Origin of the sequence: Lysinibacillus sp. NPDC094403, assembly GCF_050278745.1 — a bacterium.
Taxonomy (GTDB): Bacteria; Bacillota; Bacilli; order Bacillales_A; family Planococcaceae; genus Lysinibacillus.
This window is the reverse complement of record NZ_JBNNTL010000004.1, coordinates 1-25,924: the sequence shown is the minus strand read 5'-3', so window position 1 is coordinate 25,924 and position 25,924 is coordinate 1. Positions and strand designations below refer to the sequence as shown.

The window sequence follows — 25,924 nt, the reverse complement described above, 5'->3', positions numbered from 1 at the left end:
TGTATGGCAAACTATAAATTAGTAGCAACTGCTGCAATGGGGTTAGAGTCCATTGTGGCACAAGAGGTACAGGCATTAGGTTATGAAACAACAGTCGATAACGGCAAAGTATATTTTGAAGGTGACGAAACGGCCATTGCACGAACAAACTTATGGCTACGTGTAGCAGACCGAGTAAAAATTGTTGTAGGACAGTTCCCTGCTAAATCTTTTGAACAGTTGTTTGAAAGTGTAAAAGCTCTACCTTGGGAAAATTATTTACCAGTTGATGCAGCTTTCCCGGTATCTGGGAAGTCTGTTAAATCCAAGTTATTTAGTGTGCCAGATTGTCAGGCAATTACTAAAAAAGCAATTGTAGAGCGCATGAAACAGCATTATAAGCGTTTAGGATTTTTAGATGAATCCGGTGCAACCTATAAAATTGAAGTTTCAATTTTAAAAGATGTGGCTACACTTACTATTGATACTTCGGGTGCGGGCTTGCATAAGCGTGGTTATCGTCAAGCGCAAGGCGAAGCACCATTAAAAGAAACATTAGCAGCGGCACTTGTACAAATTTCAAGGTGGAATCCGAATCGACCGTTCGTTGATCCATTTTGCGGTTCTGGCACAATTGCATTAGAAGCAGCAATGTTTGGACAAAATATTGCACCGGGCTATAATCGTGAATTTATTTCAGAAGATTGGCCATGGATGAAGGCAAAAATTTGGGATGCAGTGCGAGATGAAGCGGATAGCATAGCGAACTATGATCAACCACTTGAAATTATTGGGTCTGATATAGATCATCGCATGGTGAGTATTGCACAAGAAAATGCACTAGAAGCGGGCTTTGGTGATATGATTACGTTTAAGCAAATGCAAGCTCGTGATTTTACAACACTGCTAACAGATGGTGTTATGATTGGTAATCCACCATACGGAGAGCGTATTGGTGATATCGAAGTCGTGGAGCAGGTAATTCGTGATTTAGGAAAGGTCATGAAAAACTATCCGACTTGGTCTGTGTACATGCTTTCTTCAATGAAAAACTTTGAGGAATTGTATGGTCGTCAAACGACGAAGAAGCGTAAATTATTTAATGGCTTTATTGAAACGAATTATTACCAGTTCTGGGGACAAAAGTCTAAAAGAGATTAACGAACGATAACGGAAGATAAGATTTTTTCTTATCTTCCGTTTCGTCGCGTATAATAGGACCAGATAGTAAGAGGGGGAACGTCAATTGCGTAAATCTTTACCATTTGTATTAACGAAGGACCGCTCATTTTTTGAGTCATTAGGTGACTGGATGGGGGACGTCCTTTATGATGAATTACCTGAAAAGGGCTTTGAATGCCGTGATGAGCAAATTTTTATGGCGTATCAAATTGAGCAGGCCCTAAAAGAGAAAAATGTGCTTTTTGCAGAGGCAGGGGTAGGGACTGGGAAAACAATTGCCTATTTACTACCAGCTGTATCCTATGCACGCTATACTGGTAAACCAGCCCTTATCGCATGTGCAGATGAGACCTTAATCGACCAGCTAGTAAAAGAGGGTGGCGATATTTATAAGCTACAAAAAACGTTAGGTCTTGAAATTGATGTTCGTCTAGCGAAGTCACGAGACCAATATTTATGCTTAAAGCGTTTTGAGGAAGCTGAAAAAGTGGAAACAGATGAATGGATCGATGATATTGCGTTTTCTATACCTGATGGAGTATATGCCCAGGGCTCGATGATTGCTATACAACCTTATGGTGATCGCAGTGATTATCCAACTGTCAGTGATGAAGATTGGCAAAAAGTAAACTACAACTCGATTATGCAGTGTTCAGTATGTGATCTACGTAATCGATGTGGCCAAACATTAAATCGTGCACATTATCGTAAATCGACGGATTTAATCATTTGTTCACAAGATTTTTTAATGGAGCATTTAGCAACAAAGGAATCTCGCGAACGTGAAGGGCAATTAGCTTTATTGCCTGAAGTGTCAATGATGGTGCTAGATGAAGGCCATTTATTAGAATATGCCGCACAAAAAGCCATGACGTATAAAGTACAGGCGACAACAATTGTTACATTGTTAGAGCGTTTAATGGTGGATGGTGTACGAGAGCGTACATTATATGCAATGGAAAAATTACAAGATGACCATGAGTTATTTTTTGACCAGCTACGAGATGATCTAGTAGCTTCAGAAGAAGAGCGTAAACGTATTAATAAATCACCAAATCTGTTGAAATACGGTAAACAACTTATTGCTGATGTAGAAACATTACTTGAGGAATTTGTCTTTGAATCAGAAATGTATATGATTCCAGAGTATGAATTAAATATGGCAGAGGAGTATTTAGAACAATACGAGGCATCTTTACGTATTTTCATAGCGCAGGGAGATGCAGTTGATTGGTTAGAGGAAACTGATGGGGAAGAAACGCTCGTCATCATGCCGCGACTCATCACAGAAGTTTTAGCAGAAAAATTATTCTCTAAAAAACTTCCAATAGTATTTTCTTCAGCAACTTTATCAGTCAATAAAGATTTTTCATATATTGCCTATAGTTTAGGAATTCGTGATTATCAATCGTTTTCTGTTCCATCTCCATTCGATTATGAAGAAGTTATGCGAATTTATTTACATGAGCTATCTCAAAAGGCGAAAACGGCGCGTGTTCAACAGCTATTGCGTGATGGTGAAAAAACACTAATTTTATTTAAATCAAAACAAGCAATGTTAGATTTCAAAGCGGAACTACCTCTTATGGAACGGATGCATGTAGGGTTTGAGGGGGACCGTGAACTATCAGGAATTGTTCGTGATTTCCAAGAAGGCACAATCAAAACATTATGCTCCTATCATTTATGGGAAGGTCTAGATTTGCCTGAGGAAGCACTAACAAGGGTCATTATTTATGATTTACCATTCCCTCCACATGATCCTTTATTTGATGCGAAACGTACATTTGCAGAAAATCCATTTGAAGAAGTTGAATTACCGTTTATGCAGCTTCGTTTGCAGCAAGGAATGGGGCGTTTAATTCGTACTTCAAACGACCATGGGGATATCCATATTTTGTTAAACGAAGAAGAGGCAAAGCAGCGAGAAACATTTGAAAATATATTAGCTGTTACACCAGAAATAAAGTAGAAAAAAGCGAGTTTGCATTGTTGCAATCTCGCTTTTTTTCTATATTAAAATAATATTTTAATCGCGAGAAAATGGTGGATTTGAAAAAAGTGTTGAATATTTCTCTTTTACGCTATATAGTTCTTTGTAATGCAACGAAAATTATTAAAATAAATTATTTTTTTTATTGAAAATGATATTGCAAAAGGTTTATAATGATGACAAGTAATTTTAAGAATAATCAAATATAATTTTGGTTATTCCTTGATAGGGGGTTTGAGCCTGTCGAACATTCAATCGTTGTGCCAAAAATATTCGAACTTATCTGCAACAGATGTAGAAAAGTTAATAGAAATAGAAGCTACATTATCGTATTATGCTGAGTTGACAGATTGTTATATGTTCATAGATTGTATGATGGAAAACTTACCACATGCAATTGTTGTAGCAGAGGCATTCCCACAAACAGAAAGTGGCTTATACGAAAAATCTGTAATTGGTAAATTTGTTTTTGAAAGTTTTGAACCAGCAGTATTTGCTGCTTTCAAAAATAAAGAAAAATCGTCAATTACTAGAGCAATTACACAGGAAGGTATAACGGTTGAACAAAACGTTGTCCCTCTCTTTAATGACCAACAACAGGTTATTGCAGTGTTAATTCAGGAAAAAAGGGTGGAGATGCAAACTACACCTAAAGATGATTTTCGGAATATGCCTTTTGCATTAATTGAGCATATTGTAGAGCCAAATTCTCAACCGATTCCCGTTGTTTCTGATTTGCTAGTGGAATCAATTATTCTCACAAATCATGAAAACAAAGTCATCTATAGCAATCCTGCAGGCTATCGATTTATATCGGAACTATCAGGGCTGGAACGTTTTGACAATGTTGCATTGAATAAGATTTTACCTTTTTTACAGGAGGTCTATGATAAAGGCGATGATGTCTTTTTCTTAGAAATTACGATTGATCGTAAATCCTTTATCGTGAAGAAAATCCCTATTCGTGATCAAAACGATAAAGTAACACTCCTCATTATTCATGATCTTACAGAGCTTAAGTTGAAAGAAAATGAACTAATGATGAAAACATTTGCTATACGGGAAATTCATCACCGAGTCAAAAATAATTTACAGACAGTAACAAGTCTTTTGCGTTTGCAAATGCGAAATGACTTATCAGATTCTAATGCAAGTGCTTTTCAAGAGGCATTAAATCGAATATATAGCATTTCATCTGTTTATGAACTTATTTTAGAAAATGAGGATAACGCTGAAGAGAAAGTAGACGTTATCGCGTTGGCTAAAAAGATTGGACATAAAATGGTTGGGACATCTAACTCACCATCTATTCAATTAATCTTTCATCACGATAATATACAGTTATTTTGTCATTCTAAAAAAGCTGTTTCGCTCGCGTTAATCATTTGTGAGCTACTGCAGAATGCACTGAAATATGCTTTTATTGGTCGTGAGGAGGGAACAATCGATTTAAAATTTCAACAGGGTGCTTCTACTATTTCACTGCATATTTCTGACAACGGCGTTGGAATGCAAGAGGTGAAGGCATCATTAGGAATGGAGATTATTACAAGGCTTGTTGAATATGATTTAGCTGGCACATTTTCAATTATCCCTAGCGAACAAGGTACACATACTCAAATTCAGTTCCCTGTAAGTGAGGAGGTATTTATCCTAAATGACTAGGAAAGTTATGATTGTCGAAGATGAGTCGCTTATTGCAATTGATTTGAAGTTTATACTAGAAGATAATGGCTACGAAGTAGTAGCACAAACGAATAATGGAGAATCAGCAATTGAGTTGGCTTTTACACATAATCCACAGTTAATCTTAATGGACATTAAAATGCCAAAGCTAGATGGTTTAAAGGCAAGCAAAATTATAGAACAACAGCTCGGTATACCTGTGCTATTTATATCAGCTTATAGTGAAAAAGAATTGTTATTATACATGAAGCAAGACAATATTTTAGGCTATGTTATGAAACCGTTTTCTGAGAAGAATGTCCTTCCAGCGTTGGAAGTGGCATTTCACCAGATTGATAAATTCAACCGTCTGAACGGGGAATTGCTGCATAAACAAACAGAATTAGAAAAACGTAAAATAATCGAACGAGCAAAAGGTTTGCTAATGCAATCAGAGAACCTTAGTGAGGACGAAGCGTATAAAAAAATTCGCAGTGAGAGTATGCAGACTCAACAGGAAATGGCGCTTATTGCAAGGCGCATTATCAATACCTTACAAGTAAATAGTTAAAGCAAAGACGCTTTAAAGAGATTTCCTCTTTATTGCGTCTTTTTTATTTTCACTCAGCTCCCACCGCTAAAGGTGATGAGATGAATGTGGTTGTGGTTCCTTTACAGTGGGTGTCCAACACCTGCTGATTAAATATAAAGCCTCTGACGGATGTCATGGATTTTAAAAGGAATGAATTGTGCCTGCACAATTCAAAATCTAGACGCATTGTTTACTTATGCGAAAGCGAAGCGACAATACAATCCAGCCAAGGCGAAATAGATATATAGATAAAGATAAAGGGGTGATGAGTAGGATGGCAATGATAGGAACGGTTATCGTTTATATTATTATGACATGTGCAGTTTTAGGGGCAATCGGAGCAATTCGAGATGCTGAATATGGAATCGGTAAAGAGTTTATGAATGGGATTCATACGGTTGGACATATTTTTGTACCTGCTGCAGGGATCATGGCTGCTATACCTTACTTAACGTGGTTTATTAGTCATTTTATTAGTCCGATTTTCGAATTGATTGGTGCTGATCCAGCAATTGCAGCAACGACAATTTTAGCTTCTGACATGGGAGGATATCAATTAGCAAATGCGTTAAAAGAGTCTTATGAAGGATGGGTCATGGCTCTAGTTGTCGGATTTATGTCTGGCGCAACAATCGTGTTCTCTATTCCAATGGGTCTTGCCATGTTAGATAAGCGAGATCATAAATATATGGCGTTAGGCATTATGGCGGGTGTTTTAACAATTCCGATTGGAGCATTTATTTCTTCGATCATGATTGTGACGTTTAATACAGATGTTCGTGAAGTGATTAGTACAACAGCTGCACCAACATACGTGTTTGCCATTTCTGTTTTACAAATATTAATTAATTTATTACCTTTATTCATTTTCGTAGTGTTAATTGCGTTAGGTCTTAAGCTAATTCCAAATGGCATGATCAAAGGTTTCATGATTTTTGGACGTGTGATGGATGCTGCTATCAAACTTGTGCTAGTGTTCTCGATTGTAGAAATTTTCACAGGTATTTTTACAAAGGTCTTCGGCGCATGGGGCTTTGATCCGATCATGGCAGATAAAGTCGATCAATTCCGGGCATTAGAAACAGCAGGGTATATCGGTATTATGCTATCGGGTGCATTCCCAATGGTGTACTTAATAAGAAAATATGCATCGAAACCTCTAGAAGCGCTAGGGAATAAATTAGGCTTATCGTCAGTAGGAAGCGCAGGTCTTTTAGCGACAATTGCTAATATTTTAGCGATGTTTACACTTATTCGACATATGCCACCAAAAGATAAAGTTATCAACATTGCTTTTGGTGTTTGTTCAGCATTCCTTCTAGGAGATCATTTATCGTTTACAGCTAACTTCCAACCGACAATTATTTTACCTGTTATTACAGGTAAGTTTTTAGCGGGTGTGATCGCTATTATTCTAGCCTATAAACTATCTGTTCCAACAGCTCTAAGGCTAGAACAAGAGGATCGTAAGGCAGGCATTATTAAAGAAGGTGAATATCTAACAGATCAAAAGTCTGATTAGAACAAAAAATTGAAAGAGGTGATGATGTGTGAGTGAAGAAAAGAAACGGTTTATTCAGGAGTTTGTGCCAGGTAAGCAACTAACATTGAGTCATCTAATAGCAAATCCTGATCCTGATATGTTTCAAAAACTGGGCATTCAAGAAGCGGGTGCACTGGGCATCATGACATGTACACCGAGTGAGACAGTTATTATCGCAGGGGATTTAGCAACAAAGGCAGCCAATGTAAGACTAGGATTTTTAGATCGCTTTACTGGCAGTCTCGTTATTGTTGGTAGTGTCTCCGAGGTTGAAATGGCGATGTTAGAAATTAATCGCTTTCTATCAGAGATGCTAGGCTATACGCCATCAAAAATAACTAAGTCATAGGATGTGCCATATGAAGAATCGAGTAATGATAATAGGTGGTGTACAAGCAGGTAAGTCGACACTGATGAATGCGTTATTGGGGAAAGATGGACAAGCCAATAAAACACAGGCGCTCGTTTATGATGATTGGATTGTTGATACACCTGGAGAATATATAGAAAATCCGATGTATTACAGAAACATTATGGCAACATCGCTTGAAGTGACACATGTGATTTACTTGCAGGATGCTACTTCATCAAAGAGTGTTTTTCCTCCGCAATTTAGCTTAGGAATACCCAAAATACAAATTGGTGTCATTACTAAAATTGATGCACCCCATGCAGATGTAGAAAGAGCAATAACGTTATTACAAAATGTCATGACGCATGGTCCTATTGTGAAAACTTCTTCATGGCAAAAGCTTGGTGTTGAGTTTATTGCTCCACTTATTCAGCTCAATACTGACGAAGAAATTCGTCAGTATGTGAAGGATCGTGATAGTCCTTATCTCAAGTATTGCCCGTAGTGGCGAGAGGGGAGAGTAAGTTGAAGACGGAAAAAATTTATAGTGCAGGCATTGATATTGGTACAAGTACAACAAAGATGGTTGTCAGTAGTTTTCTGTTGAAAAACGTAGCAGGTGTAACGCATGTGCCACGAATAGAAATTATTGAAAAAACGGTGTTGCATCAAAGTCCTATTATTAAAACACCGTTTATCAATAAAGAAATTATCGATATGGAAAAAATCGAGCAATTTATTTTTCAGCAATATCAATTGGCCCAAATATCACCAGCAGATATTTCAACAGGTGCCATTATCATTACCGGTGAGTCTGCAACAAAGGAAAATGCCAGCGAAGTTGTTCATGCGATTTCAGAGACAGCCGGACACTTTTTAGTTGCTACTGCTGGCCCGGATTTGGAAGGCATTATTGCAGCAAAGGGCGCAGGTACCTTACAGCAATCAAAAAATACTGCCAAAATCATTGCTAACATCGATATCGGTGGTGGTACAGCAAATATTGCGGTAATGCAGTTTGGAGAAGTAATTGGTACGTGTACATTGCATGTCGGTGGAAGACTTATAGAATTTAACAATGGCATTATCCAATCGATTTCACCACCCATAATGAAACTTATGGAGAAATGGTCAAATCCATTAAATGTTGGTGATTCAGCAGAAGATGTACGAGTCAAACAAATAATCCAAGAATTAGTGGATATAGTAGCGAAGACGCTAAGCGGACAATTAACAGACGAACAGCATCCATTATTGCTAGGACATTTACCAACTTGGGATAAACCGGTTGAAGCTATCGTTTTTTCCGGTGGAGTAGCTGCTTGTATTTATGAAGATGAATGTACAAATCGACAGTATGATGATATTGGCGAAAAATTGGCAAAAAATCTTTTGCAGCATGAACAGTTACAATCCTTTTTATGGCTAAGACCAGAGGAAACAGCGCGAGCAACAGTGACTGGTGCGGGTACGCAAACAACTGAGATTAGTGGCGCAACGATTCAGGTAGATGCGGAAGCATTGCCTTTAAAAAATGTGCCTGTTTTCAATTGCCATATAGACACGCACAGCAAAGAATTCGACTATGCAGTGAAAACAGCTGTTGCACAAGCTGATGCTCTATTTTCTATACAGGAGAATCGCTCTCCTTTTGCACTCTATTTTAGTCAGTTACCATATTTAAGCTTCCGGGATGTCCATACATTATGTGAGGCGATTTTGAAACACTTAGCGACGAGAAGCTCCAAGGAAATACCAATTATCATAGTCATTCAATCAGATTATGCAAAGGTTATTGGGCAAACGATACAAGCGATCAATCAAACAGTTCCCATCATTTGCATCGATCAAATCAAAGTAGAAACAGGTGATTATATTGATGTTGGGGAAGTACTACCATCTGGTGTTGTCCCCGTCGTTGTAAAAACACTTGCTTTCCACTCAAAGTAAGGAGGATGAATGTGAATCTATCGGTGATATTTGGTGGAGAAAAATATAATTTTAATTCATTAAAAGATGTAATGGCCAAGGCCAATGAAGAGAAATCAGGAGATCAGTTAGCTGGAATTGCAGCTGAATCTGTACAGCAGCGAATTGCGGCAAAAGCCGTTTTAAGTGAGCTATTAGTGAAGGATATACGAGAAAATCCGTTAGTTCCTCAAGAAAATGATGAAGTATCACGCATTATTGAAGGTGATATCAATGAGCAAATTTACGGAGAAATAAAAAACTGGAGTATCGAGCAGTTAAGAGAATATATTTTATCCAATGAAACAGGCGATCGTGAATTAAAACGATTAAGCAAGGGCATGAATTCAGAAATAATTGCGGCCGTTACAAAGCTGATGTCCAACTTAGATCTTGTACATGCTGCCAATAAAGTAGAAATACTGTCGACTTGCAATATTACGATTGGACAAAAGGGCACACTGTCCTCGAGATTGCAACCAAATCATCCAACAGACAATATTGACGGTATTATTGCCTCATTAAAAGAAGGATTGTCCTATGGTATTGGTGATGCAGTTATTGGTATTAATCCAGTAGATGATTCCGTTGAAAGTGTGAAAAAAGTATTGCATGCGACAAAGGAGTTTATCAATGATTGGTCGATTCCTACACAAAACTGTGTATTAGCACATATTACAACACAAATGAAAGCTATTAAACAAGGTGCACCAGCCGATATGATTTTCCAAAGTATTGCTGGAACGGAAATTGCTAATCGCTCGTTTGGTATTTCTGCTGACCTAATAAGAGAAGCAGAGGAGCTTGTGAAAAAGCATGGAACAGGAACTGGTCCGAACTTATTCTATTTTGAAACGGGACAAGGTTCGGAGCTATCTGCTGAGGCACATATGGGTATTGACCAAGTAACACTCGAATCGCGTAATTATGGATTTGCTAGACATTTTAATCCGTATATTGTGAATACCGTTGTTGGCTTTATTGGACCTGAGTATTTATACAATAACAAACAGGTAATACGTGCTGGCCTTGAAGATCATTTCATGGGTAAAATGCACGGTCTCCCAATGGGCGTGGATATTTGTTACACAAACCATATTAAGGCAGACCAAAATGATATTGAAGATTTAAGTGTTTTACTAACAGCAGCTGGTGTCAATTTTATTATCGCTGCAGCTATGGGCGACGATGTTATGCTGAACTATCAATCAATGAGCTTCCATGATGTCGCAACATTACTTCAAACGTTTGGTAAAAAACCAGCTCCTGAATATCTAGCATGGTTAGAAAAAATGGGCATTTATGAAAATGGTCGTCTATCTGCAAGAGCTGGCGATTTATCTATATTTGAAAGGTAGGTGAGTCCATTGAATGAACAATTAGTTTCGATGATTACACAGCTCGTTATGGAACAGATAGGCAATAATGGGTCAGACAAATCTTCTCATGAACCAGCTGTACCAGCAGAAGAACAAAAGGAAACACTTATTAAATTTTACGATTCGGTAGCTAATGTTAATCATGCTGATGATGTAGCAAGTCCAAGCACAACAGAACAATCTAATGAACCATTAATTAAGCTTTATCATACTGAGGCACGTCATCATGAACAATCATATTACAGCGCAAGTAATGATGAACCGACTTTTACTTCGGTACCTATCACAGAATTTAAATTTGAAGAGGACGAAGTGTCTGAAAGTGTTCAAGCTGCTAAAAAGCATACACCAGCAAGAATAGGTGTTGGAAGAGCTGGGACAAGACCAAAAACTAAAACTTGGCTAAAGTTCCGACTCGATCATGCAGCAGCAGTAGATGCAGTATATGGAGAAGTGACAGAAGGGCTACTACAAAAGCTTGATGTCTTTCAAGTAACTACTAGAGTGACAGATAAGGAAGAATACATTACTAGACCGGATTTAGGTCGTCGTTTATCAGATGAATCGAAGGCACTTATCCAATCGAAGTGTGTAAAAAATCCAAAGGTACAAATTATTATTTCTAACGGATTAAGTGCAAGTGCGATTGAAGAAAATGTGCAAGATGTTTATTTAGCGTTACAGCAAAGTCTTAGCAATTTAAATATTGAAATTGGCACTACTTTCTATATTGATAAAGGCCGTGTTGCTCTTATGGATGAAATTGGCGAGCTTTTGCAAGCAGAAGTGATCGTTTATTTAATTGGTGAGCGTCCTGGGCTTGTATCAGCTGAATCAATGAGTGCCTATATATGCTATCAACCTAGAATTGGCACAGTAGAAGCTGATCGAATGGTCGTTTCGAACATTCATAAAGGTGGTATCCCGCCATTAGAGGCAGGTGCTTATTTAGGAACAGTAGTTCAAAAAATATTGCATTACAAGGCAAGTGGAGTAGGTCTTGTGGCAAAAGAAGGTTAGGGGGCCAACAATGAATCCTCAAAAAATTATGGCTGAAATTTTGGCAATGCAAATCATTCCAAGAGTGAATAGTGAATTGGCAGAGCAATTAGACTTAAAGCCATATCACAATAGCATTGGACTCGTAACTCTAACAATAGATGATGTTGGATATGTAGCTTTAGACGAGGCTACGAAAAAAGCAGACGTTGATGTTGTTTATGCAAAAAGCTTTTATGCTGGAGCGGCACATGCATCTGGGCCATTATCTGGTGAGGTCATTGGTATCATTGCTGGAAGATCGCCTGATGAAATACGCAGTGGTTTAGATGCGATTCAACAGAAGATTCAGTTTGATACGTATTTTGAAGCCATTCTTCAAAATGAAAACCACGCTCTTTTTGCACATACTGTAGCAAGCTGTGGTACGTATCTGGCAGAGATAGCAAACGTTAAGGTTGGAACAGCTCTTGCTTATTTAATTGCACCGCCACTTGAAGCTGTAGTTGGTTTAGATGCAGCATTAAAGGCGGCAGATGTAGAGCTAAAGGTATTCTTTGGTCCACCATCTGAAACCAATTTCGGTGGCGGTTTAGTAAGTGGTAGCCAATCTTCCTGTCAAGCCGCTGCAAATGCTTTTAGAGAAGCTATTGAGAATTTAGCGAGAAATCCAGTTGTTTAGAAAGGAGGGGCTTTATGGCCACACTAGATAAAGATTTATTAGCAATTCAAGAAATGAGAGACGCCGTGAGAAGTGCCAATATTGCACAGGCTGCTTACATGCAGTATTCACAACAGCAAGTAGATAATATCGTCAAGGCTGTTGCGGATGCCGCATTTAAAGAGGCAGAACGTTTGGCAAATATGGCCGTTCAAGAAACGGGGATGGGTATACCTAATCATAAAAAAATGAAAAATGAGGTTGCCTCGAGAGATGTCTATGAAGATATTAAAGATTTAAAAACTGTTGGTGTCGTTGGTTTCGATCGAATGAAGAAAGTTACAGAGATTGCTAGTCCGTTTGGAGTAGTCGCGGGCATTGTTCCAACGACAAATCCAACATCAACAGCAATTTTTAAAACACTTATATCATTGAAAACTAGAAATGGTCTTGTATTAAGTCCACATCCATATGCGGTTGAATGTACAAAGGAAGCTTTAGAGATTTGTAGAGTAGCTGCGGAAAAAGCAGGAGCACCAGAAGGATTGCTACACTGTTTAACAATGTCTTCTATGGAGGCTACGCAACAATTAATGAAGCATCCAGATATTCATTTAATTTTAGCGACTGGTGGCGGTGCGCTAGTAAAAGCAGCCTATAGTTCAGGCAAACCTGCTTATGGTGTAGGACCAGGAAATGTTCCAGCTTACATTGAAAAATCAGCGAATATATCCAAATCTGTTCGCCAGCTTGTACAAAGTAAGTCATTTGATAACGGCACAATTTGTGCTACAGAGCAGTCAATTATTGTAGACAAAGTCATTGCAGAGCAAGTGTTAACAGAGTTAAAGAAAAACAATGCTTATATTTTGAGTGATGAAGAGAAGGTGAAGATGGAGAAGTTGATTTCTCCTGTTCCTGGCAAGGTAAATCCTCAAATTGTAGGTAAATCAGCAGCTTGCTTAGCAGATTCTATCGGAATTACCGTACCGGAAGATACAAAAGTACTTGTTGGTATGGAAACAATGATCGGCAAAAACATTCCATTTTCACTTGAAAAACTGTCACCGATATTTGCGTTATACACAGTCGAGGACAGTACAGAGGCAAAACAGGTGATGATTGATTTACTAAACATTGGTGGACGCGGACATTCATGTTCGATTCATACAGAAAATACAGCTTTAGCTGAGCAGTTTTCAGTAGAATTACCAGTATCCAGAATTGTTGTCAATACATTATCATCTATTGGCGCTGTTGGTGGAACTACTGGATTAGCACCATCCTTCACATTAGGATGTGGTACGTTTGGTGGCAATATTACGTCCGATAACATTACAGCGAGACATTTATTGAATATTAAACGTATGGCTTATGGCATTAAAGATGTAGAGGTACCAAAACCAGAATTTTTAGCAAATCCAGTAGTAGAGAATATTAAGGCACAAGATCCATCTTTGGATACAGCAGTTGTGCAACAAATTGTTGATCAAGTATTAAAACAAATCACATTACAAAATAAATAATTTGGAGGAATGACAAATGAGTACAGCATTAGGAATGGTAGAAACAAAAGGATTAGTAGGAGCAATTGAAGCAGCAGATGCAATGGTGAAGGCTGCTAGCGTTAATTTAGTAGGAAAAGTACATGTTGGTGGCGGTATTGTCACTGTATTAGTTCGAGGTGATGTAGGTGCAGTAAAAGCAGCTACTGATGCAGGTGCAGCAGCAGCACAACGTGTAGGAGAACTTTTATCAGTACATGTAATCCCACGTCCACACCATGAGTTAGAAATGATTTTACCAAAAGCAGAAGCTTAAGATTGTGGGCGAAAGCTCTTAATAACTAAAGTGACGGAAAGAAGAGCCGAAGCGACGGAAGGAAAAGCCAAAGCGACGGAAAGAAGAGCCGAAGCGACGGATAGAGGCCAGAGCGACGGAATGAAGGTCCGAAGCGACGGATAGAAGCCAGAGCGACGGAAAGAAGGTCCGAAGCGACGGATAGAAGCCAGAGCGACGGAATGAAGAGCCGAAGCGACGGAATGAAGGTCCGAAACTACGGAAGGAAAAGCCAAAGCGACGGAATGAAGGTCCGAACCGACGGAAAGAAAAGCCAAAGTGACGGATCGAACAGTCAAAGCGACGGAAAGAATCCCCGAAGCGACGGATAGAACATCATAAACGGAAGGGCAGGGTGTTAGACATTGTTCCTCATCCTGCTTTCATTCCTATAACAATATAGCTAAAAAGATATAGAGGTGGCTAATTTGAATACAGCAACAAAAACATTTCCTGTGGCCATTTCAGCTCGTCATATACATGTCAGTGAAGAGGATTTACAGGCACTTTTTGGTCCAAATGCAACGCTAACGAAGGATTTTGATCTTTCGCAACCAGGACAGTTTGCAGCTAAAGAGCGCGTCTCCATTGAGGGACCAAAAGGTGTCCTTCACAATGTACGTGTACTAGGTCCTGTAAGAGCGGCAACACAGGTGGAAATTAGTCGAACAGATGCAATGAAATTAGGATTAACCCCTCCTTTAAGGCAATCGGGTGATATCGAAAGTTCAGCTGGCATCAAATTGATCAATCAAGAAAAAGAAATAATCATCAAGCAGGGAGTCATTATTGCACAGGCACATATTCATATGACGGAAGAAGATGCGTTAGCATTGGACGTACAAAATAATGAATTAGTATCTGTTGAGGTTGAGAGTGAGCGACCTGTGACATTTCGTGGGGTTGTAGTTCGTGTGTCAAACGATTTTAGTTTAGAGATGCATATCGATACAGATGAAGCGAATGCTGGCTTTATTGAACAGCAAGCACAAGGAAGAATTATTAGATCATTGACATAAGGAGGAGGTTAGATGCAGGAAAATTTAATCCAAAAAATTGTTGAAGAAGTATTGCAGCAAGTTTTAAAAGATCAGCCTTCCTCTCAACATGACGGAAAAATCCCTATTGGTGTTTCAGCACGACATGTACATCTTGCACAAGCGGAAGTTGAGCAGCTTTTTGGTGAGAATTATCAATTAACACCGAAGTTTGAGCTTTCACAGCCAGGACAGTTTGCTGCAGAGGAAACAGTTGTTATTGCTGGTCCAAAGGGTTCCATTGAGCGGGTACGCATTTTAGGTCCAGCTCGTTCATTATCTCAAGTAGAAATTAGCTGGACAGACTCGATGAAATTAGGGGTTAAGCCACCTTTAAGGGTATCAGGAGATATAAAAGGCTCTAGCCCCGTTACACTTATTGGTCCAAAGGGTAGTGTTGTGCTAAATGAGGGACTCATTATTGCCCAAGCACATATTCATATGTCACCGACTGACAGTGCTCGGTTCCAAGTAGTGGACGGACAATCGGTACAAATGAAAGTAGAAGGTATAAGACCGATTATTTTATCAAATGTAATGATTCGCGTTTCAGAGCGTTATCGATTGGAGATGCATATCGATACAGATGAGGCAAATGCCGGTTTAATCCAACAAGGTGCATTTGCGGAAATTGTCAATGCTCAAGCTAAGGAACAAATAAATGTCAAAGAACTTCCGCTAGTCGTAAGTCAGGCTGAAAAACCAATAAGCTATCAATTTGATAAGAAACTGCTTTCGCAAGTAGAAGTACTTGAAATAGAAGCACAGGAAATTGTTGTTCCTAAAAAAACAATTGTAACAGCATTGGCTTATGACAAAATACGAGAGTTGAATAAGACGTTAACAATTCGCTCTGAGTAATTAGAAAAGTCCATGCAAGGTAAAGAAGGTGAAGTTCATGCAAATGGGTAGAGTGATAGGCAGTGTATGGGCAACACGTAAGGAAGAAGGGTTGAATGGTTTAAAATTATTAATCATTCAACCAATTGACTCCAATCAGCAGCCAATTCGCACGGAAATAGTAGCAGCTGACCGAATCGGGGCGGGAATTGGAGATGATGTGCTCATTACAAGTGGTGGATCATCCCGATATATTATGAAAGAAAATCCGTTGCCTATCGATTCAGTTGTAATAGGTATTATAGATTCTACGGAAGTTATGCGAGGTGAAGAGAATGAGTAGCGCAATTGGAATGATTGAGACAAAAGGTTTAGTTGGTTCTTACGAGGCAGCCGATGCGATGATTAAGTCATCAGATGTAACCATCGTCAAGCAAGAGTTCGTAGATGGTGGGATTGTGACAGTCGTCGTGAAAGGTGATGTTGGTTCTGTCCAAGCAGCAGTAGAAGCTGGAAAAGCCGCTGCAATGCGCGTTGGAGAACTATTAGGCGCTCACGTAATTCCGCGTCCAGATGAAGATGTTTTCCAAATGATTAAAGGACCAGAAGCACCAAAGAAAAAGCCAGCATCAACTCCAACATCAACGCGTGCTAAAAAAACGACGGAAACAGCAGCTACTGAAAATCGAGGTGAGGCTTAATGACATTTCGAAAAAGTAAAATCGCTGTTATTGGAGCTGGTCATACAGGCGCGACATTAAGCTTATTTTTAGCCCAAAAAGAGCTAGGCGATGTTGTTCTGTTGGATATTCCAGAAGCGGAGAATCCGACAAAAGGAAAAGCGTTGGATCTATTACAAACAGGACCAATCGAAAAGTTTAACGTTTCTATTAAAGGAACGAGCAATTATGAGGATATAGTTGGAGCAAATATTGTTATTATTACAGCTGGTATTCCTCGTAAACCAGGCATGAGTCGAGATGACTTAGTGACAACGAATGCAAAAATAATTCAACAAATTTCTAGACAAATCAAACATTATGCACCTAACAGCATAGTCATTGTATTAAGCAATCCTGTTGATGCCATGACCTATGTTTGCTATAAGGAAACAGGTTTTCCGAAAAATCGTATCATTGGCCAATCAGGTGTATTAGATACAGCGCGTTTTAATACATTTGTAGCTCAAGAACTACAAATTGCACCAGAGGATGTGTCAGGATTCGTTTTAGGTGGACATGGCGACGAAATGGTCCCTCTAATTCGATATTCCTATGCTGGAGGTATCCCATTAGACAAGCTGATTCCTCAAGACAGACTACAGCAAATCGTAGAACGTACACGTAAAGGTGGCGGAGAAATTGTTGGTTTGTTAGGCAATGGTAGTGCATATTATGCGCCAGCTGCTGCATGTGCACAGATGGTCGAAATCATCATGAAAGATCAACGTAAAATAATTCCTTCTATCGCCCTTTTGGAAGGAGAGTACGGTTACCACGAATTATTTTTAGGGGTGCCGACAATATTAGGTGGCAATGGCATTGAATCAGTTATTGAATTGCACCTGACAAATGAAGAAAAAACAGCGCTTCATCAATCAGCAGAAGCCGTAAAACAAGTATTACAAATTTGCCAAAACATTTAAATAGGGTAATCAGACCCTATTCGTCAATATGATATATTGGATCCCCAACAATATATCTATTGTCATAAATTTTAGCTCTAAAAAATGTTTGATTGGAAACCGAACATTATAATTGAAAGCTAGTTAAAAATTCCCCTGAATTTATATAGTATAAGAAGCTCTCCTTGATCGTGAAAACGACGAGGAGAGCTTCTTTCGTTTACTAATTAAAAATGTGATAGCTCCTATTAAAGATTTTATGATTGGGGGAGAAGGAAGTATCTATTTAGAAAGATAATTTTCCTTCCTTTTATGTAAGTAAGGGAATAATGATAGTAACCCTAGGATAGCTAAAATAACGCCAATCCACAGTGGTGATATATAGCCATATCCATTACTAATACCTAGGCCGCCAAGTGATGAACCAATAACAATACCAAGCGTAATAAAAGAACTATGAATGGTATTTATCATCGTGCCATTATTAGCTGTTTTCATCACTCTCGCCACCATAGCTGGATTCATTGCTACACCAGTAAAGCCAATAAAAATAGTAGTAATAACTGCAATATATTTATTTTCAGCTCCTAAAGCAAATAAAGACAATGCTACGATTAAAATAATCAATCCACTCAAAAGTGTTTCCATTGTATATTTATCAGCAAACTTGCCAATCACTATATTCCCGATTACTGTTGCACTACCATAGAGAGCAAGTAAATATGGAATACTTGCGCTTGAAAAGCCTGTGATATTTGTAAAGATAGGCGTGAAATAGCTAAATGCTGCAAACGTACCACCTATAATAAACATACTTGTTATGTACGCTGCCCAAAGATGAATATTTTTAAAGCTCATGAGCTCGTCTTTCCAGTTTAATAGTTCTTTGTTTGGTGATGATGGTAGTAACAATTGAATCATTATCCCGGAAATTAGTACAAGAATAGAAACAAACCAAAAACTCGTACGCCAACCAAAATTTTGCGAGATAACTGTTGTTATAGGTAAGCCTAAGACTGTTGCGATCATTAAACCTGCAAGAACAATAGATGCAGCTTTTCCCCTTGAATTAGGGGGAACCAATGTTGCAGAAAAGGAAATGGCAACACCAAATGCTGAAGATGAAGCAATACCGGTAATAATGCGAGAGACCATCATAATATCATAGTTCCAAGCGATAGCTCCGAGCGACTGGCCGATTAAAAATACAAACATTAAAAATAATAATGCTTGTTTACTGCTTATTCGTAGAAGAATTGCAGTTAAAATAGGTCCTCCTACTACCATTGCTCCTGCATAAGCTGTAATTAAATACCCGATTGAAGATACAGAAACCTGAAATGCTAGAGCAAGCTCGTTCATCATACCTGCAACCATAAATTCAGATGTAGTCATACAAAAAATTGCTAGAGCTAGTAAATAAATAATCGATGGCATAAAAACACTCCTAATATATTATTGTAACGATTGGTACAAAAATGATGCTAAAAAAGAGCGCACTAAGCGCCAAAAATAGATTCTAATGTTCCGTTCATAATCTGCTCAGATAACATCCGATTTTGCATCGAAACATTAAGAACACGAAACCCGTAATAACTGCTTAAAAAAAGACTAGCTAATTCCTCAGCTGTTTGCTTTTTTGAAATTTCGCCAGTTTGCAATCCTTCCTCCATTACTTTTTCAATAGCTAGTTTAAGAAGTTCGACATGTCGTGAGAAAATTTCTTGAACCATTACGTCAATATTAGCTCTTTCCAAACTCGCATTAATTAATAAACAACCCTTTTGATCAATATTCTCAAAATCTTCCTTCAATGCCCATTCGAAAAAATTACATAACCGCTCTTTCAATGCAATTGGAGCATTTAATAATTCCTGCTGTTCCTTAATTCCAAACTCATGATAGCGTTCTAATACTTGTTTATACAGTTCATGTTTGCTACCAAAAGTATTGTATAAGCTGCCTTTCCCGAGTCCAGTATCATTGCATAAGTCCTGTGTAGAACACCCCTCATACCCTCTTATCCAAAAAGTTTTCATAGCGACATCTACAATTGAGGAATAATCAAACTCCCGGGGTCTGCCTCGTTTAGTCAAATTTATTCACCTCTCATTGACTAATAGCATATCTTTTTTGTACTAAACGGTCAATAAAATTTTTCAGTCAAGGAAGTTAAAGATAAAGGTAGTAAAGCATAAATCTTGATTGACTTTGTCCTTAGGGGAAGGTGTATAAATGAATTGTAGCAAGTAACAAATCAATGAGTGAGGTGGTTTTGTGCTATCAATTGGAGAATTCTCGAAGATATGTGGTGTCTCGACAAAAACACTTCGATATTACGATGAAATTGGATTAATAAACCCAGATGAGATTAATACTGAAAGCGGTTATAGGTATTATTCCATCGAACAGCTTAAAAGGATGCTCTATATCAACCGTTTAAAATCCTATCATTTTTCTCTTGAAGAAATTAAAACTATGTTGGAATTAGAAAAGGATCAATCCGAAGAAATGCTTTATTCGGCGCTTAACCATAAGAGAAATGAGATGCAAGAAAAACTAAAGGCTTTTGAATATCTTGTAAAACAACTAAGTCATGATATTGCAAACTTAGAAAAGGGAGTACCAATCATGTCGTACCTTGACGATATCGAGGTACAGCTAGTTGAAACAAAGCCAATAAATATCCTTTTTAAGCGTCTAATAATGAGCAGTGATGACTATTCATCGGGATACGGTAACTATTTTAGCAAGCTATATGAAAAGATTGCGATGGAGCAGCTCACTTTACTCGGTAAGCCGATGACGATTTACCATAGCCCTGAATTTAATCCTACTGGTAATGATACTGAGTTCGCTATTCCAATAGCTGAGTCTGTCAAAGGAACGAGAGATTTGCCTGGTAGCCTATGTGCTAAATCTGTTTTAAAGGGGGCTTATCCAGAATTAACATCTGTCTATGCTAATTTGATGAAGTGGATTGAAAACGAGGGTTATGAATTGATATTACCGCCATATGAAATATATGTAACAGATCCAATTCAAGCAAATTCTCCTGAGGATTATATTACTGAGGTATATTTTCCTGTAAAGAAAAAATGACAAAATTAACAATAGGAGGTTCCTATGCAATCAACAATTAATTGGCAAACGGTAAAGTCTGAAAGCATATATATGAACATTGAAAAGCTTTCCGAGCTAGAGCAGACGATAACAAGTGATTATAACAATATAAATGGCATTGTTATAATACGAAATGGTCATTTAGCATATGAAAAATATTTTAACAGCAAAGGTCCTAATGATTGCCACCATGTTGCATCTGTTACCAAAAGTGTACTATCAGCACTTATAGGTATCGCTATCGATAAAGGATATATTAAAAGCGTGGAAGAGAAATTGATAGATTTTTTCCCAAAATATATTTCTGATGCTGATAAGCAGAAACAACAGATTACTATACGACATCTTCTAACGATGACAGTACCATATCCATATGAGGATTGGCAGGAGCCGTTAGATGTTCTTTGTCAACAGCAGGATTGGATAAAATATACACTTGATATAATGGGAAAAGATGGGGATATAGGCGCATTCAAATATTCCACAGCTGGAGCACATTTATTGTCAGCTATTCTTACTCAAAGTACGGGCAAGAGTGCTCGAGCGTTCGCCAATGAACATTTGTTTACACCGCTTGGGATGAGAGAAATTCCTGACTACCAAATGAACGCATATGGGTTTGATGATTTATTTGGGAAAAACGTTAAGGGGTGGGTACATGATCCAAACGGTCATTCGACAGGTGGATGGGGACTAACATTAACTACTCGTGATATGGCACGATTTGGCTACCTCTATTTAAACAATGGCATTTGGGAAAATAATAAGGTTCTTTCAGAGACATGGATTCGTGAATCAACAGAGATGAACTCTAATAATTACGGTTATTTATGGTGGCTACGACAAGAAGATGGACTTTCTACATATTCAGCTATCGGGGATGGTGGCAATATGATTTGTTGCATACCGAAAATGAATATGGTTGTAGCAATTAGTTCGGAATTCATCATGAATCCACTTGATAGATGGCCATTAATTAAAGAGAATATAATCCCAACGATAATATAAATTTTATGCTGTTCATAAAAGAGAAAGATAGAGTTATCCAAATAATAACTACTGATTCGCAATCTTAAAAGTAAATTTGCCCTCTCCGAGTAGAAATGGAAAGGTGACTAAAGTCACTTACATTCCTAAATGGAGAGGTTTTTTCAATGAGGGGACGAATATTATTGAAATAACGATTTAGTCGTTTCTCAGGTACCTCTTTGGCACTACATCTACAGATGGATAGTAGTTCAAAAAATCAATCCAAAAATGGACTATTTTTCTTTTCTTTTCAATTATACTTTCATTAAGAATTTATAAAATAAAGAGAGGGAAAGAAATGAGTAGCTACTTAGGTGTCTTTATTGTCATAATTCTTCTTATGTTAAGGGAGAAACAAATTAGACCAACTCGGATGTGGATAACACCGATTTTGTTAATATGGTTAGCGTGTACTTCTGTTATAAGCTCAGATAAATTAACGCCAATAAGCTTAATATTGTATTTCATTTGTTTAATAATTGGCATAGGTATAGGAAAATGGAGAGGAAAACTAGAAAAAATTCGTGTTAATCATGAAAGAGGAATCGTAACTTCTCAAAGTTCTGCCGCCGGAGTTATTGTATTTTTAGGCATTCTTCTTTTACGTCTACTTGCAGCAAATTGGGGAAAAGAGCATGCGGTAATCTCATTAACGAATGCTCTTATATTTATACCGCTTGGTAGTATATGTGCTCGCCGGTATATTATTTATATGAGATACAAACAACTTACGGGATGAAAAAATATGAATTTAAAAAGTTTCTTACACAATCGAATGAGAAGAGTTTTTTTTAACTTATTATTGTTATGTATTTTAATAAAAAATATAAATGCTGTTACCGTACCAAACTTAATATTTGCTATGGTAATTTTCACACTGTATTCGGTTCTTCTATGGTTAGCGAATACAGTGAGTAGTACAAAACGCATTTATATGGGATCCATGGTATTGATATTAATAGCATTTTTCTGGGGAGGTTTTGGAGAGGATCGGGCAGCAATTGTCTTAATGTTTTATCTTATAGGATATGTTGCACTACGACTACCCGATAAATTATCCATTATTTTTGCTACTATAGTGATTGCTACAAACGTAATAATTTTACTCAAATTTGAACATAGCACGATGGATGAAATATTTACACTTTTTATTGCCTATGCAGGAATGTTTGCGATTTTTCGAAGTGCTCGCATTAGACGTGAAGCGAATGAATTAAAGGCTCATCACTTTAAAGAATTACAAGAAATCCATACACAGTTAGAGTCTGCACATAAAGAACTCCAACAAGCACATAAGGAGTTAGAAGATTCTACAGTCCAATCTTTACGCTATGCAGTGCTTGAAGAAAGGACCAGAATTGCTAGAGATATTCATGATAGTATTGGACACGGTCTTACGTCCATCATTGTTCAATTACAAGCCTTTCCTTATATCATGAAGGCAGATTCCTCAGAAATTGATAAAACGTTACAAACGATTTTAGAAATAACTCGTGGGTGTTTAACGGAAGTACGAACAGTTGTACATCAAATGGCACTAGATGATGAAGGAATAGGTTTGATTGCTTTGCAAAGCCTAATCAAACAAGTTCGAGAGCATAGTGGGTTAAATATCAAATTCACGATCACTGATGAAATTACAGAATGGAAACTGGAAACTTGTGAGCCGCTTTATCGAATTTTGCAAGAAGCATTGACGAATGTTATTCGCCATGCTGAGGCAACGAATGTTGAAGTAACAATTTTTAATAATGAAGCGAATGTAATAATGAGCATTGAGGATAATGGGAAATTTACAGAACAAACACAATTCAAACCTGGATTTGGATTGTCTGGGATAAAGGAACGATGTCAAAAAGCAGGCGGATCTTGTCTAATCCAATCACGTGATCCTCATGGATTAGCTTTAATAGTAAAAGTGCCATTAGATAGCGGTATTTGAAAGGTGAAGAAATATGAAGAAAAATCTAATTCGTGTAGCGATTGTAGATGATCAAAAATTAATACGTCATGGATTGAGTTACATTATTAAAGCTCAAGAAGATATGGAGGTTGTGGGTGAAGCGGCAAATGGAAGTGAAGCTGTAGATCTAGTTAAGAGTACTGTTCCTCACGTTGTATTAATGGACGTTCAAATGCCAGAAAAGAGTGGTATTGAAGCAACTCGTGAAATTTTAACAGCATTTCCGGATATAAAAGTAGTCATCCTTACAACGTTTGATTTAGAAGAATATGTTTATGATGGTATTCGTTCAGGCGCAGTGGGATATTTACTTAAAGATGCAACACCAGATGAACTTATTGATGCAATAAGGGCCGCATACCGAGGAGAAGCAATTTTTCGTACTTCTATAGCGGCAAAGGTTATGGCCAAAGCGATTAAATCAACGAATGAAGATGTTGAAGCGAATAAAGCAAAAATAGAGATGTTTGAGATGTTCACCGAACGTGAGCTTGAAGTTCTCCAACAAATGGCGTACGGATTAAAAAACGAAGAAATTTCCAATGTGCTTCATATTAGTGAGAGCACAGTTAAGACGCATGTTCATCGTATTCTACAAAAAATTGGTGCAGAGGATCGAACGCAAGCTGTTGTATATGCTATTCGTAATAGAATAGTTTTGTAGATAAACTGAGGAAGAATGTATAACAAATTATAAATTGTGAGTAGCTACTATATGCTGCAACAAATACTATAAAGTCCATAATATACAAAATTTTCGAAAATATGATAAACTAGTAGCGTGAAAAGGAGGTTGTTAGCATGACTGTACAACAATTTACTGACTATGTGAAAAAAATGCAGCACTACGGAGAAGCACTGAGTGTGATTTATTGGGATATGCGAACGGGTGCGCCTAAGAAAGGATTAGCTCAACGTTCAGAGGTAGTTGGAACATTATCTGCCTCCTTATTTGAGATGCAAACTAGTGAAGAGTTAGGGGAATTACTAACGGATCTAGAGGGGCAAAAGGGAGATCTCGATTATGTTACGCTGCGTGTAGTAGAGGAAGTACGTAAAGAGTATGATCAAAATAAAAAAATTCCGGCGGATGAATATAAGGAATTCGTAATTTTACAATCTAAAGCGGAAACAGCATGGGAAGAAGCAAAGGCAACTAATAATTTTGCTTTATTCCTACCTTATTTAGAGGAAATTATAAGCTGTCAGAAGAAATTCATTCAATATTGGGGTATTAAAAACGGTTCTCCTTACAATACATTACTAGATTTATATGAACCTGAAATGACGACTGATGTTTTAGATCAAGTTTTTGGTGAATTACGTGAAACAATCGTTTCTCTTGTGCAAAAAATCGCAGCTTCACCAAATAAACCAGATACAAGCATATTATTTAAGCATTTCCCTCGTGAATCTCAGCGTGCATTATCATTAGAAATGTTAACACAACTTGGCTATGATTTTGATGCAGGTCGCTTAGACGAAAGTGTGCACCCATTTATGATTGGCTTAAATCATGGAGATAATCGTATTACAACGAAATATGATGAAAACGATTTCCGTTCAGCAATTTTTGGAACAATCCATGAGTGTGGACACGCCATGTACGAACAAAATATCGATGTGAAGCTTGATGGTTTACCATTAGCAACGGGGACATCTATGGGAATACATGAATCTCAATCTTTATTTTATGAAAATTTTGTTGGTAGGAACGAAAAGTTCTGGGAGCATAATTACGAGCGACTGCAAAAATATTCACCTGAGCAATTTGGTGATGTAGCATTAGCTGACTTCCTGCGAGCAATTAATATGGTGGAGCCATCGTTTATTCGTATTGAAGCAGATGAGTTAACATATCCGCTACATATTATGATTCGCTATGAAATTGAACGTGACCTATTCAACGGCGATCTTCAAGCAAAAGATCTTCCACAAGTATGGAATGATAAATACGAGGAATATTTAGGCATTCGTCCTGAGACAGATGCAAAAGGAGTACTACAAGATATGCACTGGTCAGGTGGTATGTTTGGTTATTTCCCATCTTATGCTCTAGGAATGATTTATGCTGCTCAATGGAAGCATGCAATAGATAAAGATATTCCAAACTTTGATGAACTGCTTGAAAAGGGAGAGCTTCTTCCAATTCGAGA

26 protein-coding genes are annotated in these 25,924 nt (G+C 37.8%); 24 read left to right on the top strand and 2 right to left on the bottom strand.

What is annotated here, in order from left to right; genetic code table 11:
- Positions 1-3 precede the first annotated feature (3 nt).
- The 18 genes from ACQKMV_RS08635 to mdh all read left to right on the top strand — a co-directional run bounded on the left by ACQKMV_RS08635 (position 4) and on the right by mdh (position 17,674).
- Positions 4-1,140: a THUMP domain-containing class I SAM-dependent RNA methyltransferase gene (locus tag ACQKMV_RS08635; protein ID WP_427503414.1), complete on the top strand. Its 1,137-nt coding sequence runs from the start codon at positions 4-6 to the stop codon at positions 1,138-1,140.
- An 85-nt stretch (positions 1,141-1,225) separates the two neighbouring features.
- On the top strand, positions 1,226-3,133 hold the full coding sequence (locus ACQKMV_RS08630) for an ATP-dependent DNA helicase (RefSeq protein ID WP_427503413.1): 1,908 nt from the start codon (positions 1,226-1,228) through the stop codon (positions 3,131-3,133).
- 255 nt (positions 3,134-3,388) lie between these two features.
- On the top strand, positions 3,389-4,819 hold the full coding sequence (locus tag ACQKMV_RS08625; RefSeq protein ID WP_427503411.1) for a sensor histidine kinase: 1,431 nt from the start codon (positions 3,389-3,391) through the stop codon (positions 4,817-4,819).
- Positions 4,812-5,390: an ANTAR domain-containing response regulator gene (locus ACQKMV_RS08620; protein WP_427424520.1), complete on the top strand. Its 579-nt coding sequence runs from the start codon at positions 4,812-4,814 to the stop codon at positions 5,388-5,390. The genes ACQKMV_RS08625 and ACQKMV_RS08620 overlap by 8 nt, the downstream gene beginning before the upstream one ends.
- A gap of 295 nt (positions 5,391-5,685) precedes the next feature.
- Positions 5,686-6,933, top strand: coding sequence for an ethanolamine utilization protein EutH (gene eutH, locus ACQKMV_RS08615; RefSeq protein WP_427503410.1), 1,248 nt, complete (start codon positions 5,686-5,688; stop codon positions 6,931-6,933).
- Between the two features lie 28 nt (positions 6,934-6,961).
- The gene (gene eutS, locus ACQKMV_RS08610) at positions 6,962-7,303 is read left to right on the top strand and encodes an ethanolamine utilization microcompartment protein EutS (protein ID WP_053593758.1); all 342 of its coding nucleotides are present in this window, start codon (positions 6,962-6,964) and stop codon (positions 7,301-7,303) included.
- A gap of 10 nt (positions 7,304-7,313) precedes the next feature.
- Positions 7,314-7,811: a EutP/PduV family microcompartment system protein gene (locus ACQKMV_RS08605; RefSeq protein ID WP_427503409.1), complete on the top strand. Its 498-nt coding sequence runs from the start codon at positions 7,314-7,316 to the stop codon at positions 7,809-7,811.
- Between the two features lie 20 nt (positions 7,812-7,831).
- Positions 7,832-9,256 carry an ethanolamine ammonia-lyase reactivating factor EutA gene (locus ACQKMV_RS08600; protein ID WP_427503408.1) on the top strand — a complete coding sequence of 475 codons (1,425 nt, stop codon included), beginning with the start codon at positions 7,832-7,834 and terminating at the stop codon, positions 9,254-9,256.
- 5 nt (positions 9,257-9,261) lie between these two features.
- Complete coding sequence (locus ACQKMV_RS08595; RefSeq protein WP_049666575.1) at positions 9,262-10,632, top strand: ethanolamine ammonia-lyase subunit EutB; 1,371 nt, start codon at positions 9,262-9,264, stop codon at positions 10,630-10,632.
- 9 nt (positions 10,633-10,641) lie between these two features.
- Positions 10,642-11,673, top strand: coding sequence for an ethanolamine ammonia-lyase subunit EutC (gene eutC / locus ACQKMV_RS08590; RefSeq protein WP_427503406.1), 1,032 nt, complete (start codon positions 10,642-10,644; stop codon positions 11,671-11,673).
- A 10-nt stretch (positions 11,674-11,683) separates the two neighbouring features.
- The gene (eutL, locus tag ACQKMV_RS08585; RefSeq protein WP_427503405.1) at positions 11,684-12,334 is read left to right on the top strand and encodes an ethanolamine utilization microcompartment protein EutL; all 651 of its coding nucleotides are present in this window, start codon (positions 11,684-11,686) and stop codon (positions 12,332-12,334) included.
- A 14-nt stretch (positions 12,335-12,348) separates the two neighbouring features.
- Positions 12,349-13,839, top strand: a complete 1,491-nt coding sequence (locus ACQKMV_RS08580; protein WP_427503404.1) for an aldehyde dehydrogenase family protein — start codon at positions 12,349-12,351, stop codon at positions 13,837-13,839.
- 16 nt (positions 13,840-13,855) lie between these two features.
- Positions 13,856-14,134, top strand: coding sequence for a BMC domain-containing protein (locus ACQKMV_RS08575; protein WP_004269321.1), 279 nt, complete (start codon positions 13,856-13,858; stop codon positions 14,132-14,134).
- Positions 14,135-14,580: 446 nt separating this feature from the next.
- Positions 14,581-15,171, top strand: a complete 591-nt coding sequence (locus ACQKMV_RS08570) for a phosphate propanoyltransferase (RefSeq protein WP_427503403.1) — start codon at positions 14,581-14,583, stop codon at positions 15,169-15,171.
- 12 nt (positions 15,172-15,183) lie between these two features.
- Positions 15,184-16,050: a phosphate propanoyltransferase gene (locus tag ACQKMV_RS08565; protein WP_427503402.1), complete on the top strand. Its 867-nt coding sequence runs from the start codon at positions 15,184-15,186 to the stop codon at positions 16,048-16,050.
- 37 nt (positions 16,051-16,087) lie between these two features.
- Positions 16,088-16,372, top strand: a complete 285-nt coding sequence (locus ACQKMV_RS08560) for a EutN/CcmL family microcompartment protein (RefSeq protein ID WP_427424510.1) — start codon at positions 16,088-16,090, stop codon at positions 16,370-16,372.
- The gene (locus ACQKMV_RS08555; protein WP_134019289.1) at positions 16,365-16,730 is read left to right on the top strand and encodes a BMC domain-containing protein; all 366 of its coding nucleotides are present in this window, start codon (positions 16,365-16,367) and stop codon (positions 16,728-16,730) included. The genes ACQKMV_RS08560 and ACQKMV_RS08555 overlap by 8 nt, the downstream gene beginning before the upstream one ends.
- Positions 16,730-17,674 (top strand): malate dehydrogenase, encoded by a 945-nt coding sequence (mdh, locus tag ACQKMV_RS08550; protein WP_427503400.1) that lies wholly within the window; start codon positions 16,730-16,732, stop codon positions 17,672-17,674. Before ACQKMV_RS08555 ends, mdh begins: the two co-directional genes overlap by 1 nt.
- A gap of 261 nt (positions 17,675-17,935) precedes the next feature.
- On the opposite strand, the gene ACQKMV_RS08545 is transcribed toward mdh, so the two are convergent.
- The gene (locus ACQKMV_RS08545) at positions 17,936-19,090 is read right to left on the bottom strand and encodes an MFS transporter (protein ID WP_427503398.1); all 1,155 of its coding nucleotides are present in this window, start codon (positions 19,088-19,090) and stop codon (positions 17,936-17,938) included.
- 62 nt (positions 19,091-19,152) lie between these two features.
- On the bottom strand, positions 19,153-19,749 hold the full coding sequence (locus tag ACQKMV_RS08540) for a TetR/AcrR family transcriptional regulator (protein ID WP_427503397.1): 597 nt from the start codon (positions 19,747-19,749) through the stop codon (positions 19,153-19,155).
- Positions 19,750-19,930: 181 nt separating this feature from the next.
- On the opposite strand from ACQKMV_RS08540, the gene ACQKMV_RS08535 reads away from it, so the two are divergent.
- From ACQKMV_RS08535 to ACQKMV_RS08510, 6 genes are all read left to right on the top strand, one after another.
- Complete coding sequence (locus ACQKMV_RS08535) at positions 19,931-20,755, top strand: MerR family transcriptional regulator (RefSeq protein WP_427503396.1); 825 nt, start codon at positions 19,931-19,933, stop codon at positions 20,753-20,755.
- 24 nt (positions 20,756-20,779) lie between these two features.
- On the top strand, positions 20,780-21,784 hold the full coding sequence (locus ACQKMV_RS08530) for a serine hydrolase domain-containing protein (protein WP_427503395.1): 1,005 nt from the start codon (positions 20,780-20,782) through the stop codon (positions 21,782-21,784).
- Between the two features lie 319 nt (positions 21,785-22,103).
- Positions 22,104-22,544 carry a hypothetical protein gene (locus ACQKMV_RS08525; protein WP_427503394.1) on the top strand — a complete coding sequence of 147 codons (441 nt, stop codon included), beginning with the start codon at positions 22,104-22,106 and terminating at the stop codon, positions 22,542-22,544.
- A gap of 6 nt (positions 22,545-22,550) precedes the next feature.
- The gene (locus ACQKMV_RS08520; protein ID WP_427503393.1) at positions 22,551-23,747 is read left to right on the top strand and encodes a sensor histidine kinase; all 1,197 of its coding nucleotides are present in this window, start codon (positions 22,551-22,553) and stop codon (positions 23,745-23,747) included.
- A gap of 13 nt (positions 23,748-23,760) precedes the next feature.
- Complete coding sequence (locus ACQKMV_RS08515) at positions 23,761-24,432, top strand: response regulator transcription factor (protein ID WP_427503391.1); 672 nt, start codon at positions 23,761-23,763, stop codon at positions 24,430-24,432.
- A 137-nt stretch (positions 24,433-24,569) separates the two neighbouring features.
- Positions 24,570-25,924 (top strand): carboxypeptidase M32 (locus ACQKMV_RS08510; protein WP_427503390.1); only part of this gene is annotated, 1,355 nt, incomplete at its 3' end.

Excerpts from the sequence above, each read along its gene's own strand:
- ACQKMV_RS08635 (WP_427503414.1), top strand. The coding sequence starts at position 4 with ATGGCAAACTATAAATTAGTAGCAACTGCTGCAATGGGGTTAGAGTCC.
- ACQKMV_RS08620 (WP_427424520.1), top strand. The coding sequence starts at position 4,812 with ATGACTAGGAAAGTTATGATTGTCGAAGATGAGTCGCTTATTGCAATT.
- eutH (WP_427503410.1), top strand. The coding sequence starts at position 5,686 with ATGGCAATGATAGGAACGGTTATCGTTTATATTATTATGACATGTGCA.
- ACQKMV_RS08605 (WP_427503409.1), top strand. The coding sequence starts at position 7,314 with ATGAAGAATCGAGTAATGATAATAGGTGGTGTACAAGCAGGTAAGTCG.
- ACQKMV_RS08595 (WP_049666575.1), top strand. The coding sequence starts at position 9,262 with ATGAATGTGAATCTATCGGTGATATTTGGTGGAGAAAAATATAATTTT.
- eutL (WP_427503405.1), top strand. The coding sequence starts at position 11,684 with ATGAATCCTCAAAAAATTATGGCTGAAATTTTGGCAATGCAAATCATT.
- ACQKMV_RS08580 (WP_427503404.1), top strand. The coding sequence starts at position 12,349 with ATGGCCACACTAGATAAAGATTTATTAGCAATTCAAGAAATGAGAGAC.
- ACQKMV_RS08575 (WP_004269321.1), top strand. The coding sequence starts at position 13,856 with ATGAGTACAGCATTAGGAATGGTAGAAACAAAAGGATTAGTAGGAGCA.
- ACQKMV_RS08565 (WP_427503402.1), top strand. The coding sequence starts at position 15,184 with ATGCAGGAAAATTTAATCCAAAAAATTGTTGAAGAAGTATTGCAGCAA.
- ACQKMV_RS08560 (WP_427424510.1), top strand. The coding sequence starts at position 16,088 with ATGCAAATGGGTAGAGTGATAGGCAGTGTATGGGCAACACGTAAGGAA.
- ACQKMV_RS08555 (WP_134019289.1), top strand. The coding sequence starts at position 16,365 with ATGAGTAGCGCAATTGGAATGATTGAGACAAAAGGTTTAGTTGGTTCT.
- mdh (WP_427503400.1), top strand. The coding sequence starts at position 16,730 with ATGACATTTCGAAAAAGTAAAATCGCTGTTATTGGAGCTGGTCATACA.
- ACQKMV_RS08545 (WP_427503398.1), bottom strand. The coding sequence starts at position 19,090 with ATGCCATCGATTATTTATTTACTAGCTCTAGCAATTTTTTGTATGACT.
- ACQKMV_RS08530 (WP_427503395.1), top strand. The coding sequence starts at position 20,780 with ATGCAATCAACAATTAATTGGCAAACGGTAAAGTCTGAAAGCATATAT.
- ACQKMV_RS08525 (WP_427503394.1), top strand. The coding sequence starts at position 22,104 with ATGAGTAGCTACTTAGGTGTCTTTATTGTCATAATTCTTCTTATGTTA.
- ACQKMV_RS08520 (WP_427503393.1), top strand. The coding sequence starts at position 22,551 with ATGAATTTAAAAAGTTTCTTACACAATCGAATGAGAAGAGTTTTTTTT.
- ACQKMV_RS08515 (WP_427503391.1), top strand. The coding sequence starts at position 23,761 with ATGAAGAAAAATCTAATTCGTGTAGCGATTGTAGATGATCAAAAATTA.